A 17,324-nucleotide genomic window follows, 5' to 3' on the forward strand; every position below is an offset into this window, starting at 1 on the left:
TCAGGCCGAAACCGGCGCGTGGTGCGGCACGCGGTGCGCCGTTTCACTGAACTGGCTCTCGCCGTGCATCTCCGCCAGGCGTGTGATGAACTCGTCGACGAACACGCGCATGTCGGCGCTGACTTCCTTGTTGCGCGTGATCAGGCGGTTGTAGCCGAACAGCGCGGGGATCGCGACGAACAGGCCCATGGCCGTGGCCAGCAAGGCCGCCGCCATGCCCGGGGCGATCGCATTGATGTTCACGTCGCCGGCCATGGCCGTGCCGAGGAACACCACCATGATGCCCAGCACCGTACCCAGCAGGCCGATGTACGGGCCGCCGGCGATGGCGTTGGACAGCGTCGACAGTTTGGAACTGAGCGCCTGGTTTTCGCGGGTACGCACGCCGTCCATGGAGCAACGGATGGCTTCGATGGTGGCCGCCGACACCGACGAGGTGTCGGCGCCCTGGGCGCGGCGGGTGCGGATCTCCTTGACCGCCACGCAGTACAGGCGCCACAGCGAAGAGTGGGTCAGGCGTTCGGCGAGTACGTTGTCGTCGTAGAACATTTCCAGGCGGGTGCCGATCTGCGCGAACTGCTCGCGAAACGCCTCGTTGGCACTGCTCACACGGCTGACCATACGGTTCTTGCGAATCATGATGACCCACGACTGGAACATCATCGCCACCAGCACCAGGATGATCACCCAGGCATCCATCGGCACCGCGTTGAGCAGAAAGCCCAGGCTGCCGAAACCGTAGCCCGACTGTTCTTCATCCACGCCGTAAGCGACCAGTTTCGACTCGGCGCCCTGGGCACTCGCATCGGCCAGCAACACGGTCGCCGGGCGGGCCACCTTGGACAGGCGCAGCTCATCCATCGCCCCGGCAAACGGCAAGTGCGGGCCGGCTGCTTCCGGCAGATCGGCGCCGATCGCCAGTTGTGTATTGAACGCCGGCATCGCCACCGCCAGGCTCGCGGTTTCGCGGCCGTTGACATACAGCGTGACTTTTTCACCCTCGGCGGTGAACGCCAGGTGCTGCCATTGACCGGGGTTCAGCGGCTGGGTCGAGACGGCGCGCTGGCCGTCGATTTCCACGAACGGCATGCCTTGGTTCAACCCGAGCAACAGGCTATGCGGAGCCTCACGCCGGGCGAGGACGATCTGTTCGCCGCTGGCCTGGTCCAGGCGCAGCCAGGCGCTGAACGTGAAGGCACCACCGGCGGCATGTTGCAGCGACGGGCTGGCCGGCAACAGCAAGGGCTGGCCACTGAACTGCAAGGCCCGCCCGACCACGCCGTCGATGCTGCTGCCGGTGGCATTCAGCGCAGTGTTGGCGTAGGCGGTGGTGTCCCGTGGCGGTGTGCCGCTGGCCCCGTCAAAGTGATACAGCGCGGTGTAATTCGGGTCGAAGGTCAGCTGGCCGTTGGCGGTGGCCGGGGCCTTCTGGTTGCCGTAGTACATCCACAGGTCCTGGCGCTGAGCGCCTTCGACCTTGGGCACATCGACCCAGATCAGCGCCATGCCCATCAGCGGGTCGAAGCTTTCGATCTGGTGGTTGAACACGGTCTTGTCATCGGCACCGACAAAGCGCAGGTCGCTGCCGTCGTCCTTGACCCCGTCAAAGGTGAAGTTGCCGGTGTGCAGGCGCACCAGCAGCGCGGTGCGGCCCAGGGCCTGGTTGATCGCGGCGCCTTGGGCGGTGGTGTCCACGCTGATCTGTTTGCGATAGTGCCAATCGTCCTGCCACCAGGCATGGGCGGTGGCCGGGAGCGCGAAGCCCAGGCAGATCAACAGGCTCAGGAATAGGCGTTGCATGGGAAGAATCTCCGGGAAAAAGGGTCAGAAGGTCGCCTGCACACTGAAGTGCAGTCGCGAGTCCTGTTTCTGGGTGTTTGGTCCGTCGAGCAGCGGGTAGCCCCAATCCAGGCTGCCGGACAACCATTTGCTCAAACTGGCGCGGGTGCCAAGGCCGACACTGGCCAGGCTGTATTCGTCTTCCTGCTCGGGCAGCGGGTCGTGCAGACGCAGGCGCGCGCCTTCGGCGAACGCGTAGAAGCGCCACTCCTGCACATAACTGCCGAGGAACTTGGCCAAAGACGGTGTGCGCAGCTCCTGGGAGAGCAGCAACCCCTCATCCCCCGTGCGCTCCGCCGCCAGGTAACCGCGCACCGAGGTGGCGCCGCCAGCGGAATACTGCTCGTTGGACACCAGCGGTCCCGAGGCCAACTGGAAGCCGGCCTTGGACGCCGACTGCCAGTCGTTGGCGAAGGTGTAGGTGTAATTGGCATCGCCCTTGAGCACGGCGAAACTCGGGCTGGAGTCCCAGCGCTTGGCACGGAATTCTTCGGCGTCGCTGCCATAGCCAAAGAATGCGCGGGTGCCGACGACCAGGTTCAAGCCCAGGCCCAGCTGGGATTTTTCGCTGTAGCGGTAGCCGTTGTAGCCAAAGGTGAACGGGGCATACTTGAGCGGCACCTGGTCGCTGCTGGCGCCGAATTTCAGCTGTTCGTCGAAGTCCTTGAAGTCGATGCCGAAGGAGAACGAGTTGGCCCAGTTCCCGTCCAGCGGCAGGTTGTAGATCGCCGACACCCCGTAGGAATGGCCCTTGCCCAACACGTTGCTGCCGCCGATAGTGGCGATGTTGCTGTCGGACTGATAACCGGAAAACTGCACGGTCCAGCGCTCATCCAGCGGCGCGCTGTAGGAACCCGACCAGACCTTGGCATTCGAGCTGTCCTGGGGCGCGGTGAAATACGTCAGCGAGATGCTGTGGCCCAGTTGCCAGAGGTTGTCGTAGCCCAGGGTCGCGACCGAGCGCAGCTTCTCGGTGTCGGCGCTGTAGTCGTTGTTCAGGCCGATACTGGCGTGCCATGGGTTCTGGTCCTCCACCTGCAAGTCGACGTCCATCGTGCCGGGGCGCTGCCCCTCGCGGACCAGCGGCGTGACCTGGCGCCCGGCACTGCGGTTGAGCCCGGCCAGCTGGGTTTGCACGCTGGCGAAATCCGGCACGGCGCCTTCCTTGAGCGCCGGTACTTCCTCGCGGATTTCCACCGGCGAGTAATGCTTGGCCCCCACCACCCGCACGCGGCCGACCTTGGTTTCGCTGACTTGCAGGTAGACGATGCCGTCATCGACCTTCTGCTCCGGCAGCTCCACAAACACCGACTGGTAGCCACGCGCCTGGTAGATCTTCTGCAGCGCGTCGCGGGCGCCTTCGATATCGTTCAGGGTCTTTTGCGGGCCGAGAAACGGGTACACCGCCTCTTCGATCGTTGCCGCGTCGAGCACGGTATTGCCGCGCACGAAGTACTCGTTGACGTCCACCCGGCGCGCCGGGGCATCGCCCTCTTCGGCCAGCGCCGGCTGCACCAAGGTGCCCAGCGCCAGGCAACACAGCGCCAGCGTTGACTTGAACAGATGCTCCACACAGCCCCCTAAATATCTAAAATGTTGCGCCCTCGCCGATTGCACGGCGTTTGGCCTGCTCAATTGCGGGTTGTCGAAAGTTGGCTGTGCCGTGCCAGCCAGGTGTGCAACAAGGCGAAGTTCAACGAGAACTCCGGCATGTGCAGCAAGGCGCCACAAAACACTTCACCGATGACGGTCTGGATCAATTGCACCGCCCGCGGGTTGCTCAACAGGGTGGCGATATCGCGCTGCAGCACCTGGATGCCCCACACCTTCTGGTGCAGGTCGAGGCCGACGAACCAGCGGAACAGCAGGTTGTAATTGAGCTGTTCGTGCAATTGCTGTTCGCTGGGCACGGAGTACAGCAATTGCAGCAGCAGGATCTGCAACACGGTGCGCGGCGCGATCTGCATCCCGGGTGCGGGCTGCAGCAGGTCGTGGTGCCGGTCGAACACCGCATCGATCTGCGGGCGCAACAACACCAGCGAATGGCCGGCGGGGATGTAGCTGGAGACTTCCTTCAAAGCGCCCTGCCAATCGTCCTGCGAAACGATCCACACCCAGGGCGCGCCGTAGCGGTACACCGAAACCGGCTTCTTGCGCGCGGCTTCGACGATCTTCGACAGGCGCTGATCGAGCTCCTGCATGCCGACTTTCGAGTAACGTTCCATAGTTCCCATGTGCCCCACTCCTGGCGTCCTGCTGACGGCTGGGGAGACGACTTGTGGCCGCCTCCAGCGCGTTACATAGGCAAGACGGGCGTGGCCGGGCACTACCGAACTTTTGTCACGAAAGCTTCATTTTGGATTGAGTGGGGGGCATTTTTTGGGGAGGGGGTGATCGGCTACATGTCCGGTTCTTTGGGTTCTGATCCATGGAGATATCTGATCTATGGAGATCAAAATGTGGGAGGGGGTTTGCCCCCGATGGCAGTGTGTCAGTCACTAAATGCATAACTGATCCACCGCCATCGGGGGCAAGCCCCCTCCCACCCTTCCAGCCGAGTTAGCCATGAAACACCAGCCTGCTATTAGGCCGCCGCGCCAACAGCAAAAAAAACGGGGCAATCACTGATTGCCCCAAACGTACATCGAGAGGTCCTTCCACCTACAACGTGATCTGCTTGCGCTCCTCATCCGTCAACCGCGCACGCGCCTGTTCGCTCAACGGCCCCGCGCCCAGCACCTGCACCGGGCTGTTGGGGTTGTACTCCGAGGTTTTCTGCTGTTCCTGCGGCTCGCGCTGCACCGGCTCGGAGCCAAAGCTCAACACTTCCACCGTCACGATCGACGCCCTGCCCTGCTTGGCCGCCGCCTGCTGGCTGCGCGCCGCGTCTTCCGCCGCCTGGGACGCCGCCGCCCCCGCGGCGCTGGCCGAGGTCATGGCGCCGGTGTTGACGGTGGCCGTCACCGGCACCCCGGACGACTTGCCCTGGGTCTGGATGTTCGCCGCGTTGACCACGTGCAAAGCGGCGATGTTGACGTTGCCCGAGACCCGAATGCCCGCCTCGCCCGCGTCGATGGTGCCGGCCGGAGCCAGCAGGTCGATGTCACCGGCCGGCACTTCGGCAATCGGTGCCAGGGTGGCAATACCGGCACCGGCGCTTGGCACACTGGGTGACAAGGTCACGTTGCCCCAGGTGTCATAGAGCCGCTTGGGCGGTGTGTACAGCACGGTGGTTTTCGAGCCACGGCCGGCGTTGATGTCGCCTTCGTTGGACCAGGCGAGAATCGCCCCGCCAAAGGTGGTCATGATCCGGCTCTGGCCTAGCAGGATGCTGCCCCGGGAATACAATTGAATATCCCCGGCACCCTGCGTGAGGACCCCAGCACTGGCCGGCGGCACGTTGCCTTCAATCCCGAACACCTGCTGCCCGCCCGGGCTGAGCATCTGGATATTGCCGCCAAACAGGGTATGCACCCCGGCACCGCCGTACAGGGTGATGTCGCCGTTGTACACGATCGGGTTACCCGCCACGTCCTTGCTCGGCAACAGTGCGTTGATGGCCGCGCGGCTGCGGACAAAGCTACCGGAACGCGGGCCAGCGGCCAGGTTGTATTCGCGACCACCTTCGCGCACTTCGGCGAAGTACACCGAACGGGCGAAGATGCGTTGCTGCTCGGGGCCCAAGCCTGCAAAGTACGCCCGCGCCTGCTCGGCATCGCCGCTGAAGGCGTAGCGCTCGTTGAGCCATTGCAACAGTTCGGCCTCGTAGGTTTTCGCCACCTTGCCGGCTTGCGCGGCCAGCGCGACACCCTCGACCGCCTGATTAGCGCGGTCCAGGTAGGGCGTGACGAACTTCAGGTAATCCAGGCCGTTGAGCCCGACCCCGGCTTCCAGCACGATGGATGCCCCCGGACGGGAGTCGCCCACCGCCACCGGTCCCAGGCTGGTGATGGATGCTTTGTCGGCCATCAACAGGTTGCGCCCGGCACTGACTTCCAGGGTGCCGGGGCCGGCGACGTTGAAGCTGCTGTAGAGAATGTCGCGCCCGGCAGAAACCACTGACACGTCCTCAGGGCGGCTGTGAACGAACAGGTTGCCGCGGCTTTCACCCAAGTAATCGCCGTTGTAACCCAACAGTTTAGGAAGCACCGTCGACGAGCCCATATCGGTACCTGAACTGACAATGTCGCGCCCCGCCCGCATCCAGACCGGGCCTGCGGACTCATAGCGGACCTGGCCTTGACGCGGGCTGCCGAACGTCAGGATCTCACCGCTGCGCAGCCCCACGATGTCGCCCTGCTGGGCATAAAACCTGGCCGGCTCTGCCTGGGAAGCCGGACGCGCAAGATCAGTCGCGCTGCGGAAGGCGAACAAGGAAAGGTCGTCCTGTATCGCGTCACTGCCCAGGTTGTTGACGACTAGGCTGAACCCATTCCTGCCGACAAAGGCTGGCGCGAACGGCGTCGGTATAGCACCCTGGCTGTCACCCGACTGGTTGACCGCATAACCGCTGGCGTAAATTGAGTCCCCGGCCAACATGGCCAATCGTCCTTTGCTCGACGGCGCCAATAACAGCGAATAAGCGGGATTGTTAGGCAGCGGGCCAGCACCCAGCGCGGATGCGCCGAGATAAATACTGCCATTGGCTGCTACCACGCCGAGCTTGGAGGGGAAGATGAAACGCCCGTCCGAACTGGAGTAGTTTTGCTCGGGCAGAGGATTCAGCTGGCCATTGGCGCTCAGCGACATGCTCTGCACGCTAGGCGTCAAACTGCCACCTGCGGAGAACAAGTCGATGGCGGTACGCTCGGTCCATAATGAGAACCATGTGGTGCCATTGCCATAAGCGCTACCGTTGTAACTGAACGCTTGGGTATTTTCGGTAGAGACGCGTCCAGGGTCGCCGGTCCCCGCCAACACCAGGTCACCTCGCGTCGACAGCGTGGCCGTGGCGTCGCCCAGCATCAAGGTGATCCCGCCCGTGGCCGTGCCCAGGCTTGCGGTGTACGGCGAGTAGGCTCGGCTTTCCTTGACATCCTGATCGTTACGCATACTGCCGTAATTCAAGGCAATGCCCCCCAGACTGCCTGCCTGCAGGTTCAAGGCGCCACGCAGGTTGGTCAGCACGCCATTGAGGCTGAGTGTTTGTGCCTTATAGTCGACTGATTGCAAGCTGGCGGCATTACTGCGGGTCGCACGAGCGTCCAGCCCAGGGTTCAAATCGCCTCCCATGCGTACATCCAGGTCGCCGCCCCCCGTCAACAGCAATTGACCGTCCACCACCCGCCCGGTACTCCCCACTGCCAACACCAGGCCTTCACTGCGCGGTGCTCTCAAGCCATCCACGGAGCCACGGCGCGTCTGCATGCCACCATCGCTGCCCAGGTCCAGGGTCAGATTGCCGCCGCCCAGCGTGCCGACACCGGTGAACCCCACCAGGCGTGGCAGCTGGTCTATCTGTGCAGCGTCGTCAAAATACCGGTTGGCAGTGCCGCTTTTGCCCTTTATATAAGTGCCAAAGTTGATCCACCAACTGGTCGGTATCGGGGTGACACCCGCCGTGCTGCCTGTGCCTTGGCGCCACAACCAGTTGCCCAGGTTCGCACTGTTGAGTTGGCTGCGACCGTCATTGTCCATTGGCCTATCTTGCATCGACGTCCAGACAGCGCCCGTCAGGCTACCGCCGGTGCGCAGCAACACGTTGCCGCCGCCGTCGGGGTACCAGGCGGCGTAAGGGCTGGCGCTGCTTTCATCGACCAAGGCTTCATACGCCTTGGCCGCGCTGCCCAGCACCGTCCCATCCTCAGCGGTGACGCGAGCCTGGTTGAAGTCGGCGGCGGCACCACCTGCGCGAGACGCGCTGGACGCCCCTGCGGTGTACACGCCGTAGGGCGATTGCATTGAGACGTTGCCCGCAGCGATCAGATCCAGATCACCGGTGCCGGTGCGCAGCACACTGAAATGCTGACTCACGGGTGAAACCAGTTTGACCGGACCGACGATCACCTGTTCAGGGATTGCTGGAGTGGGTTCGCCCAAGGAAACGCACAGATCTGCGTCGCACATACTTTCGTTTTCGGGTGACACCGGCGCCCCGGGAGTAAAGCCAAACAACTCGGCTAAGTCGCTCCACACGTAGTTGACGCGCACGCACAAGTCCGGGCAAGAAGCCCACTCGGACTCCGGCACCGGAGTACCCGCCGTGACGCCGAACAGCTCGGCGGCAAAGTCACTCCAGTACCAGGCGCCGCCTGGCCGGGCCGGTTGCCCCGGGATGATGGTTTTACTGTGAGTCTCGTAAATGCCGTAGTGCGTGTCCGCCAGGGTCAGGTCGCCGGCAAAGGCCGGCTGGATAGAACGCGTGTCGGCCGCCTGGGTATCAGCACCGGACACCAGACGCAACGACCACGACTGCGAGCCTTCGGCCAACATCGGCGCTACAGCCCAGTTCTGGCGTGCCGTGGCGCCGGTCACGGTGCGCAACGGCACCGATATCGCGCCGTTCGGCAGTTTGACGTCCGTGCCATAAGGAATCAGCGCGCCAACCTTGAGAGCCAGGTTCACAGCCAGCAAAACACCGTCGGTCGCACTGCCGATCAGCACCCCTCGGCTGGGTAACGGCACGCCGGCCGGCCAGGTCATCGCGCGCAGGGCGGCAGCGCCCGCCAATACGGTGCCGGCGTCCAGTCGTGTATCGGCAGCGAGCACCACAGGTTGTTGCAACAACGTGCCGGCGGCATACAGCAGGTTGCCGGCGCTGTCGCGCACTGCCGCGCTCAACACGGTATTGGCCGGCAGGGTCAGTGGCGCATCGAGGATGCCCTGCGTCGGCAGCACAGTGCCTTGCGCCAGCGTGGTGGCCTGGATCGGTAACGAGTAGTTGAGGGTCTTGCCAGTGGGGAATGCACTGCCCTCTGCCAGCACCACACCAGGGCCGGGCACGATCACATCGCTGCCGAACCCTTGCAGGCCGGGAGTCAGCACCCAGCCGTTGTCGTCCGGGGTGGGCGGCGGCGGGGCAAAACCGTCGTTGATGCTGCCGTAGACGTCCAGATTGCCACCGGCACGCACCACCAGGCTGCCGACCTCGCCCGAACCATACACCGACGTCTTCGGCGTATTGCGGTTGAGGCTGGCATAGCGCATGCCCGACAGGTCCAGGTCGCCACTGACCACCAGATCGCCTTCGGCGACGATTTCCACGCCTGGGCGCAGGTGGAAGGCGTCGGCGTAGCGGCTGTTGTTCAAGCCCGCCAGCTTGCCTTGCGTCAACCCGAGGTTGTTCAAGGCATTGTTGATAAAGGTTTCACTGAGCGCGTGTTTTTTATTCAGGTATTCCTGATCGATCACCTGATACGGCCGGCCACTGGCCGACGGCTCAACGCCGGGCGGCGCATCGGTGTAACGGGCAACGGCGTTCAGCGCGATGGAGCGAGCGCCAAGGATATCGACGCGCCCGCGCGCATCGATGGCCACGTCATTGGCATTCAGCCGGGGGGCATTCAGTTCCAGGGTGCCACGGGCCAGGCCGTCGTATTGCCCCGGGCCACGACCCAGGACCGCAGCCGTGCCGTGGCGCACGTCGATACGCGCGCCATCGGCCAAGGTCAATTGACCGTCACCGCTGTTGAGTTCAACCATCGCCCGGTTCGGCGCATCGATGATTTTGCCGTAGCTGTCGACCCGCAACGCCGTACCGTGGGCATCCAGCACCGCACTGCCGGCGAGGGTCAGACCCTGCTTGCCGGCCAGGCGGATACTGCCGACCCGCTCACCACTGGCGTCGATAGTGCCCACCACCGTCAAACTGCCGTTATCCACCGAGACGTTGACCTGATTGGCCTTGAGTTCATCGCCGATAACCAGGTTGCCCTGCTTGAGCTGGAAGCTGCGCGAACCCCACACCTGTCCCTGGTTCAAGCGTTGGTTCAACGCGGCGAAATCCCCCATCTGCTGCGCACGAATGTCCACCCCGCCCGCCTGGTACGGTACCAGGGTGCCACCGGCATCGTAATAGCCGCTGCTACCGGCGCGGATCTGCCCTTGCAAGTCGACCTGCCCTGCTCCGGCGTCCACCGCCACGGCTTTGAGCAGGCCACCTTGGTTGTATCGGGCTGACAGGTCGACGAGCGCACCTGCCGCCTGATAAATGTTGCCGTGGCGGCTTTCCAGGCTGACGTCACCGCCCCAGCTGTATTTGCTCACGTCGTTGTTCCGCACGGTGCGACCACTGAGGTCCAGACGCGAAGAGGCGCCCAGGGTCAGCGCTTCATCGGCGCTGAGGGTCAGCTTGCCGCTGGGCAACACCACCGCCGTATCGACCGCCACGCTGCGCCCGGACAGCAATAACTCGGCGCCCAACGCGTCGATGGCCGTCGCATCCGCCGGGGCCGCACTGTTGGCCGGGGCCACTACGGTCACTGCGCCACCGGCGGTGATCCGGTTGACCGAACCGGCTTCACCGGTCAACAGCGGCGCGGTGATGGTCAAGTTGCCGCCACTGTAGGCAAAGCCCTTGCCCGCTTCATAAGCGCCCTGGGACTGATGCACCGCCAGGCTGCCTTTGTGGTTGGCCGTAATGCGTTCGTCGGCGTTGAGGTGGACATTGGCAAAGCCCAGGGTCATGCGGCCATTCTCGGTCAGGCCATCGGGCTGGGCATTGCGGCCATAGCCAAATTCGATGCGCCGAGCCTGCAGCTCCAGGGTGCCGCTGCCGGTGCCCGCACCTTGGTTGATCACAGCCGGCGGCGCACTGGTATCGCCTCCCCACACCAAGGTGCCGGTCTGGATCAACGCCACATCCGCCGCGTTGCCATAGCCATAGATCGCCGGAGTCGTCAGTAACAGTTCATCCAGCAGTGACTTACCCGAGCTGTCGAGGGTGCTCAGGGTGGCGCTGCCATAGAAGTTCAAGGATTGCCCAGCTGTCAGTGCCAGGCTTTTCAGGGCCGGTGCGCCGCGTGAGGTATCGCCGCGCAACAGGCGATCCATCACTTGCTGATTGAGGGTCAAGCCCGACGGCAACACGCCGCGCGCGGCGGCCTCAGCCAACGCCTCCGGGCTGCCGACGTTGATCCCACCCACCGCCAGCGCCAGATGACGGGTGCCGTAGCGCACACCGTCACCCAAGGCAAAGCGGTTGGTGGTGGCAAAGGCAATCGAGCCCTCGGAATACAGTGACGTTTCACCGCTGCAAGCCCCTGGATTGCACTGGCCGATCAGGATGCTGCCTGGTCCTCTATTATTGTCGCCAGCGGTTGGGGCCAGCATCTGCAAGCGCCCATTGGACACTGCCAGGACACTATGAGCGCCTGGTCGATAGATAAAACCATCATCCGAGTCATAGGCAGCCTTGCCGAGCCCCAGGGTGTTGATCGACGCACCTTGTTCGATCTCAATGGCGCCCGAGGACGTACCCGTCATCAAGAACACTTCCGGCGCCGCCAAGCTCGCACCTTGACGCACAACCACCGAGTTCGCGCTGGATCCTGTGTCGAACCCGACAAAATTACCACCCTGGCCGTACATCACCGTCGTCAAGCCGCCCACCACCAAACGGGCGGCCCCCAAGGCATTCAAATCGCTGGCGCGTACCGCCACTGTCGACGGCGTGGTACTGGCTTGGGCAGTGTCAGAAATCACCTCGATAGCGTCGCCCTGCACCGTTACAGTGGCACCGAATCCACCCTCCGCGGGTTTAAAACGCCCCTCGCCATCAAAGGTGAACCCCACGTCTTTTTGACCGGCGATCAGTTGCAACTTCAGGGTTTTGGCGTCGGCTTCAAGGGCCGCACGCGGGACGCCCAGGCGCGCAGCGTCAGCGCGCACGAAGTCTGCGTAACGGGTTTCGTTGTACTGGGAATACCGGCGCAATACCGCCGCCGGCGTGACGATCACCTGGCTCGACAGGCTGTCGCGAATGCCGGTGTGGGCAATCGACAGGAAGCCCTCGGTTGACCAGGAACCGTTATTCATGGCCGAAGCGTTCGGCATCGAACCTGCGGCAAACGCCGTTGCCAAGCCGTTGATCTCGACCCGAAACGCCCCCGGCAACAAGGCGTAACTAGACGGCAGCAAGGTGTAGGTCCCCGCCGGCAAGCCTGGAACCCCGGCACCGATACTGATTTGTTGCCCCACCAGCGGCTGGGTCGCACCCGGCTCGCCACCGCTGGGCGCGACTCCCGGCTGGGCGCCGGGAACAATCGCATAGATCGGGTTGGTGGCCAGCCCCGGCAAGGTAAAGCGCCCGTCCGCACCGATTTGCACCAACGGGTTGTAGCGCGCATCGGTGGAGCCGCCGCGCCCGGAGACAAACGCCGCGCCGAGCAACTCACCGCCACCGGCAAGGTCCAGCACCGCGCCCTGCTGCACATTCAGCGAGCGCCCGACCAATTGCATACCAACGGCCAGACTGCCCGTGTTATAGGTGCCGCCGACGCCCAGCAACTCCACCTGTTTGCCGTTGTACTGCCAGGTCACGCCGTCGACTGTCCCGCCATACGGCAGCACCAGGCCACCGGCGCTGACGGAGGTCAGGCTGCCAGGCAACAGGCTAATCACTTTGGTGGAACGGACGATGCCGCCATCCATGCCCAGGGTCAGCACGCCCATGGGCGCCCGTAACACGCCGCCTTGTTCGATGGTCGAGGCACTCAGCAGTAAGCTGCCAAACACTGAATAAGGTTGCGCCGGGGCCTCACTGCCGACCCGGCCGATGCGCAAGGTGCGTGTCGGGTCAAAGTCGCTGTTAGGCCCCGTGTAGCCGGCCGTGACCTCGGCAACGGCCCCCGTAGCCGGGTAAATCTGCGCCGCCGTCAGGCTCAAGTCGGCCTGGGTGGTCAAGGCGGTTTTAGTATTGTTCGCGCTGCGGGCCAGAAAGCGCATATCCCCCAGGCTGACCAACTGGGCCTGATCGAAGGCGCGTCGGTCAATGCCGTTGGCCAACGCCTTGGAGCGCTCGGCATGGGCACCGAAGTTGAGGCTATCACGCACATCCAGCACGTTTGCCGCTTCAACCCTCAAGAGCCCGGCTGTACCCTGCGTGGAAACGCCACCCTGGACCGTCGGACGAACGGCGCCGTCGCTGCCCTGGCTGTTGTTGCCAACCCCGGCCAGGCGTACATAAGGCGCCGCCAGGAGCACCTGGGACTGTCGGGGCGCGCCATCCGTCAACGCCATGGCCCCGGAATACAGGCTCAGGCTCTGCCCCAGACGCAGGGACACGTCACCGTCGAAGCTGATCAGACCATTGCTCAACAGCGACAGGTTATCGAAGCCGCCGGCGTCGACCTGGCTGACCGTGAGCCGGCCATGACCGTAGACCAGGCTGCCCGCGGCCGATTCGGGGGTGCTGCCGGCGGGCAACGGCACGCCCGGATCGGCGGCACTGACAATCAATTCACGGGCTTGCCGCACGCGAGCCGCGGCCGATTCGGCGTACAGCGGCGTTTCCAACGCCAGGCTCAGGGAACCACCCGCCGCACCGGCACCACCGCTGCCGGCCTTGAGCGTACCGTCGAGGTACACGCCGGTGTTGGATGCCAGGGAGATGTTGCCGCCACGGCTGGCGATCACGCTCGGGCCGGCACCGTCCAGGTCCAGCACCGCCTGGCTGCCGGAAGCGTCAAGGCGCGCGCCTTCGCGCACCACCACAAACAAGTTGGCGGCGGAGGCGATCCCAGTGGCCGGGTCGATCACCCCGCCAATCACGATAGTGCCGCCCTGGCCGACCGTACCGTAGCGCCGGCCGAGACTGTCCACTGCGGTGAACGCCCGCCCGGCCACGTCCAGTACTGCGTGTTCACCGATCCAGATCGAACGGCCATGGCCCTGGTTTTCAACGCCATCGGCCACGTTGGGTTGCACGCTGACAGCGCCCAGCGTGATGCTGCCACCCCAGGCATTCAGGCTGCCATCCACGGTCAACTGGCCAATGCTGCGTAGACTGATCGCTTGACCCGGATCAACCTCAATCCGCGCGCCCTGGCCGATGCGCAGTTGCGCCGACGCCATCTGCGCCGCTGTCGACAACAACGTACCGGCTTGCAAGCTCACACTCGCGCCTTTGCGGGGGGTCAACAGGCCCTTGGTGGGGTTTTCCTGATACTGCGGCGGAGTCCAGATCTCCAGCGCAGTGCGTGGCGCTGCACCGCTCGCCACGCTTTGTGCGTTGTCATTGAGGCGGTACACCGGGGTTGTCACGGCAAGCTGGGTGCCATCGGCGACCACCAGACCTTCATTGCCCGTGATGTCATAGGCGCCAAAGCCCTTATTGAAGAACCCACTGCCGAGCTGCAACGTCCCGGTACCTGGGGCAACCGCCGAATCGCTGATCAGCACCTGGCCGGCCTGCACACTCAGGCGCCCGCCGCCATTGACCCCATACCCGAGCAACTCACCGTCGAGGGCCAGGCTGCCTCGGCTGTCGCCACTATTGGCGTTGGCCGCGAGCGTCAGGTCACCACCCTTGCCGCCAGTGAGCTGGCCCTTGGCATCCAGGGCTGCGCCGGATGACACGTCGACCTGGCTACCTGCCGTCAGGGTCATATCACCGCTACTGCGCAACGCCACGCTGCCGCCGTTGAGATAGGGCAAACGGCTGCCATCGCCGGTGCCCAGCCGCTGATTGCTCCACAAGCCGCTGGCATCCAGGGACACGCCGTTGTTCACCGTCAGGCTGCCACGCCCGCCGAGGGTCACATCGACTTTGCCGGCGGGGGTGATCTGCGTTTGTACGTTACCCAGTTGCAGGCTGCCGGAATGCGCGGTCAGGTTGGCATTGACCTCGATTTTCGGAGCAAACAGGGTGATGTCGCCGGCTGCGGCCACCTCCAGCGCACTGTTGACCAGAATCGAACCGGTGCTGGCGATTTTGATCGCGCCCAGCTCCGTCGCGTTCAAGGCATCGGTGTCCAGATAGAGCGTGGACACCCGATCAGCCGGCAGTGCGGTGGTCAAGTCCAGACCTGCGGCGATAGCCGCCGCCCGCTGCCCGAGCACGACGTTTTTCACGGTGCCGGCATCCGCCCCCAGGGCGTACTGCAACGTGGCGCTGTCCTTGACGTAATACGGCACGTAACTACCGACCACGAATTGGGCACCGCGGGCCACGGCTTTTTGCGATTGCAAATAACCGTCCAGGCCTTTTTGCGCGGCCTGGGTCTGGCGTTCGCCCTGATAGGTGTCACCCACAACCTGGCCCTCCAGAACCGCACTGGCGGTACTGACGACCAAGCGTCCGGCATCGCGCCCCACGGTGTAGGCACCTTCTGAACGCTCACGCGGGGCGATCAAAGGGTTGTAGTAATACTCGGTCACGCCCCAGCGCTGGCTGTGGTCCTCATAGCCTTTGTAAATCCCGCTGTAGAGCAAGTCCCCCGGCGCGGTGGACAGTTCATACAAACGCCCGTCCGGCCCTTTGAGCCAGGTTTGCTGGACCTTGCCCGCCTGCACATCGAGGGTGCCGCCGGACAGGTTGATCTGCGAACCCTGTTGGGTCACCACGTCCTTACCGCTGAAGGTCACCGTACCGCCCTGGGCCATCCACTCGCCAATGCCGTGGTTACGGGTGCCCAAATAACCGCCCACTTCCAGCAGGCCGCCTGCGGTGTACCAGCGGTCGGTGGCATAGCCATTGGTGCCAGCCGCGACAAAAATCAAGTCGCGGACATCCACCCACACATCGTTGTTATTCAGGGACTTGTCGTCGCGATTGACCGCCGCATCGCGCTGCTCGTTGCCTTGGATATTGACCTTGACGCTATTGGACGCCATCGACACCTTGACCCCGGTGGCGCCGGACACGTCGATCACCGCGCCGTCGCGCACCAGGGTGCGCTGCGCAGCCTTGATACCGACTTGGCCGCCAGTGGCCAGGGTCACGGAACCGCTGCGAAAATCCACCGTGCCGTCGCTGGTGATTTCCACCAGGGACTGGTCACGGCGGTAGGTATCGGCCGGCACAATGTTGCCGTTCTGATCGAGCGACGGCGTCATCAGCCCGGCGCGCTGGCTGTCGAGGGCGCTGCTGCTGTCGAGCAAAATCGCGCTGAGGCTGCCCTCGCCCAGGGTCACGCTAGCGTTGTTGCCCGTGCCCTTTACATGCAGGGTACCCCGGGCTTCCACCGACGAACTGGCGAGTAACACACCGTTTTGCAACACCTGCTGGCCAGCCAGGGTGATGTCACCGGTAGAGGCCTGAATCAGCCCGCTGTTGCTGACCTTGCCGCTGCCGGTGACGCTGACTTCATTGCCCCGCGTGGTGGACGCAACATTGCCATCGGTGCTGTAGCCCTTCTTGATCACAAAGCTGTCGCCCGCCGCCAGGGTGGTCTGGCCTCGCGCGGTGGAAATGGTCCCGGCGTTCTCCACCTCTTTGCCGAGCAACAGCACATAACCGCCGCCCGCAGTGGAGGTGGCGGGCACCTGGGTCTGGATCTGCGCGCCACGCTCGACCGTCACCTTGCCGGCGGCCTGGGTGAAACCGGGCGCGCTGTTGCTTGAACTGTACAGCCCCTTGGCGGTGAATTGCTCATCGCTGAAGCCCGTGGCGGCAGCCACCAGGTTGCGCACGTTGACCTGGCTGCTGCCGCTGAACACGACGCCGTTGCTGTTGAGGATCAGCACCGTGCCGTCAGCCTTGAGAGCCCCTTGGATCTGGCTCGGCGCCGTGCTGTTGTTGACCTTGTTGAGCGCGGCCCAATCGCTGTTCTGTTGGAACTGCACGGTGGTGTTGCGACCGATGTTGAAGGTGTCCCAATTGAGGATCGCCTTATCGGCCGTTTGCTTGATCGAGACCAGCGTCTTGCCGTTGGCATCGGTTTGCACCGGCCCCTCGGCGTTGACGAACAGCGGCTTGCCATCCGCGCCGATCACCACATTCAAGCCGTTGCCGCCCAGACCGTTATGGATCGTCTCCGGCCCCGCGCTGGCGTTATTGCGGGCAGCGGCCTGCGCCGCCTGTTGCGCGGCAATTGCGGCGACGCTGGTGTTGAGGGTCTGAAAGGAGCGTTGCAACTGCTGACCAAGCACCTGTTGCTGGGCCAACGGCGGCGGCGTTCCCGGTGACGTCGCGCCAGGGCGTGCGCCGCCATCGGCCTGCGTCACGCCCTTGGCGGCAAACCAACCCGAACTGAACGCCTGGGGCTGCGCCGCGTGGGCACCGCCGGTAAATACCAGCAGTGCGATCACATGGGCCAGGGGTTTAAGGCGCAACACCGGTTGACCGGCAGTGGCAGGCACGTTGGCAGCGCGGTTGGCAGGCAGCTTCAGACGGGAACGCATCACTTACAGGTCCTTTTGACGGGGCAGGCGAACGACGGGCGCGCGAACACTGCGCGGGCACGTGTTGTGGTTATTGCTTAAGGCGGTTGCCGAGGGGTGCGACCGAACTGATGTCACACAATGTTCATACAACGCGGTTCAACTGGCGGGTCGCGATGCACAACGACAAAACCGGCAATGACGCGAAGTCATTGCCGGTTGTG

Annotated in this window: 4 protein-coding genes; all 4 read right to left on the minus strand. The window is 64.0% G+C overall.

The genetic code is table 11. The annotated features are described in order from the left end of the window. The 4 genes from ACP7E3_RS05330 to ACP7E3_RS05345 all read right to left on the minus strand — a co-directional run bounded on the left by ACP7E3_RS05330 (position 1) and on the right by ACP7E3_RS05345 (position 17,121). On the minus strand, positions 1–1,800 hold the full coding sequence (locus ACP7E3_RS05330; protein ID WP_057004371.1) for a DUF2341 domain-containing protein: 1,800 nt from the start codon (positions 1,798–1,800) through the stop codon (positions 1–3). A 24-nt stretch (positions 1,801–1,824) separates the two neighbouring features. After that, on the minus strand, positions 1,825–3,411 hold the full coding sequence (locus ACP7E3_RS05335) for a ShlB/FhaC/HecB family hemolysin secretion/activation protein (protein ID WP_046489230.1): 1,587 nt from the start codon (positions 3,409–3,411) through the stop codon (positions 1,825–1,827). Between the two features lie 59 nt (positions 3,412–3,470). Next, positions 3,471–4,064, minus strand: coding sequence for a transposase (locus ACP7E3_RS05340; RefSeq protein ID WP_017849144.1), 594 nt, complete (start codon positions 4,062–4,064; stop codon positions 3,471–3,473). Between the two features lie 436 nt (positions 4,065–4,500). Next, on the minus strand, positions 4,501–17,121 hold the full coding sequence (locus tag ACP7E3_RS05345; RefSeq protein WP_426122489.1) for a filamentous haemagglutinin family protein: 12,621 nt from the start codon (positions 17,119–17,121) through the stop codon (positions 4,501–4,503). Between the last annotated feature and the right edge of the window lie 203 nt (positions 17,122–17,324).

The organism is Pseudomonas sp. PSPC2-3 (genome assembly GCF_049898265.1).
In the GTDB taxonomy this organism is placed as follows: Bacteria; Pseudomonadota; Gammaproteobacteria; order Pseudomonadales; family Pseudomonadaceae; genus Aquipseudomonas; species Aquipseudomonas veronii.

Bases quoted from the DNA above. Each gene is read 5' to 3' on its own strand.
- ACP7E3_RS05330 (WP_057004371.1), bottom strand. From the start codon at position 1,800: ATGCAACGCCTATTCCTGAGCCTGTTGATCTGCCTGGGCTTCGCGCTC.
- ACP7E3_RS05340 (WP_017849144.1), bottom strand. From the start codon at position 4,064: ATGGAACGTTACTCGAAAGTCGGCATGCAGGAGCTCGATCAGCGCCTG.
- ACP7E3_RS05345 (WP_426122489.1), bottom strand. From the start codon at position 17,121: ATGCGTTCCCGTCTGAAGCTGCCTGCCAACCGCGCTGCCAACGTGCCT.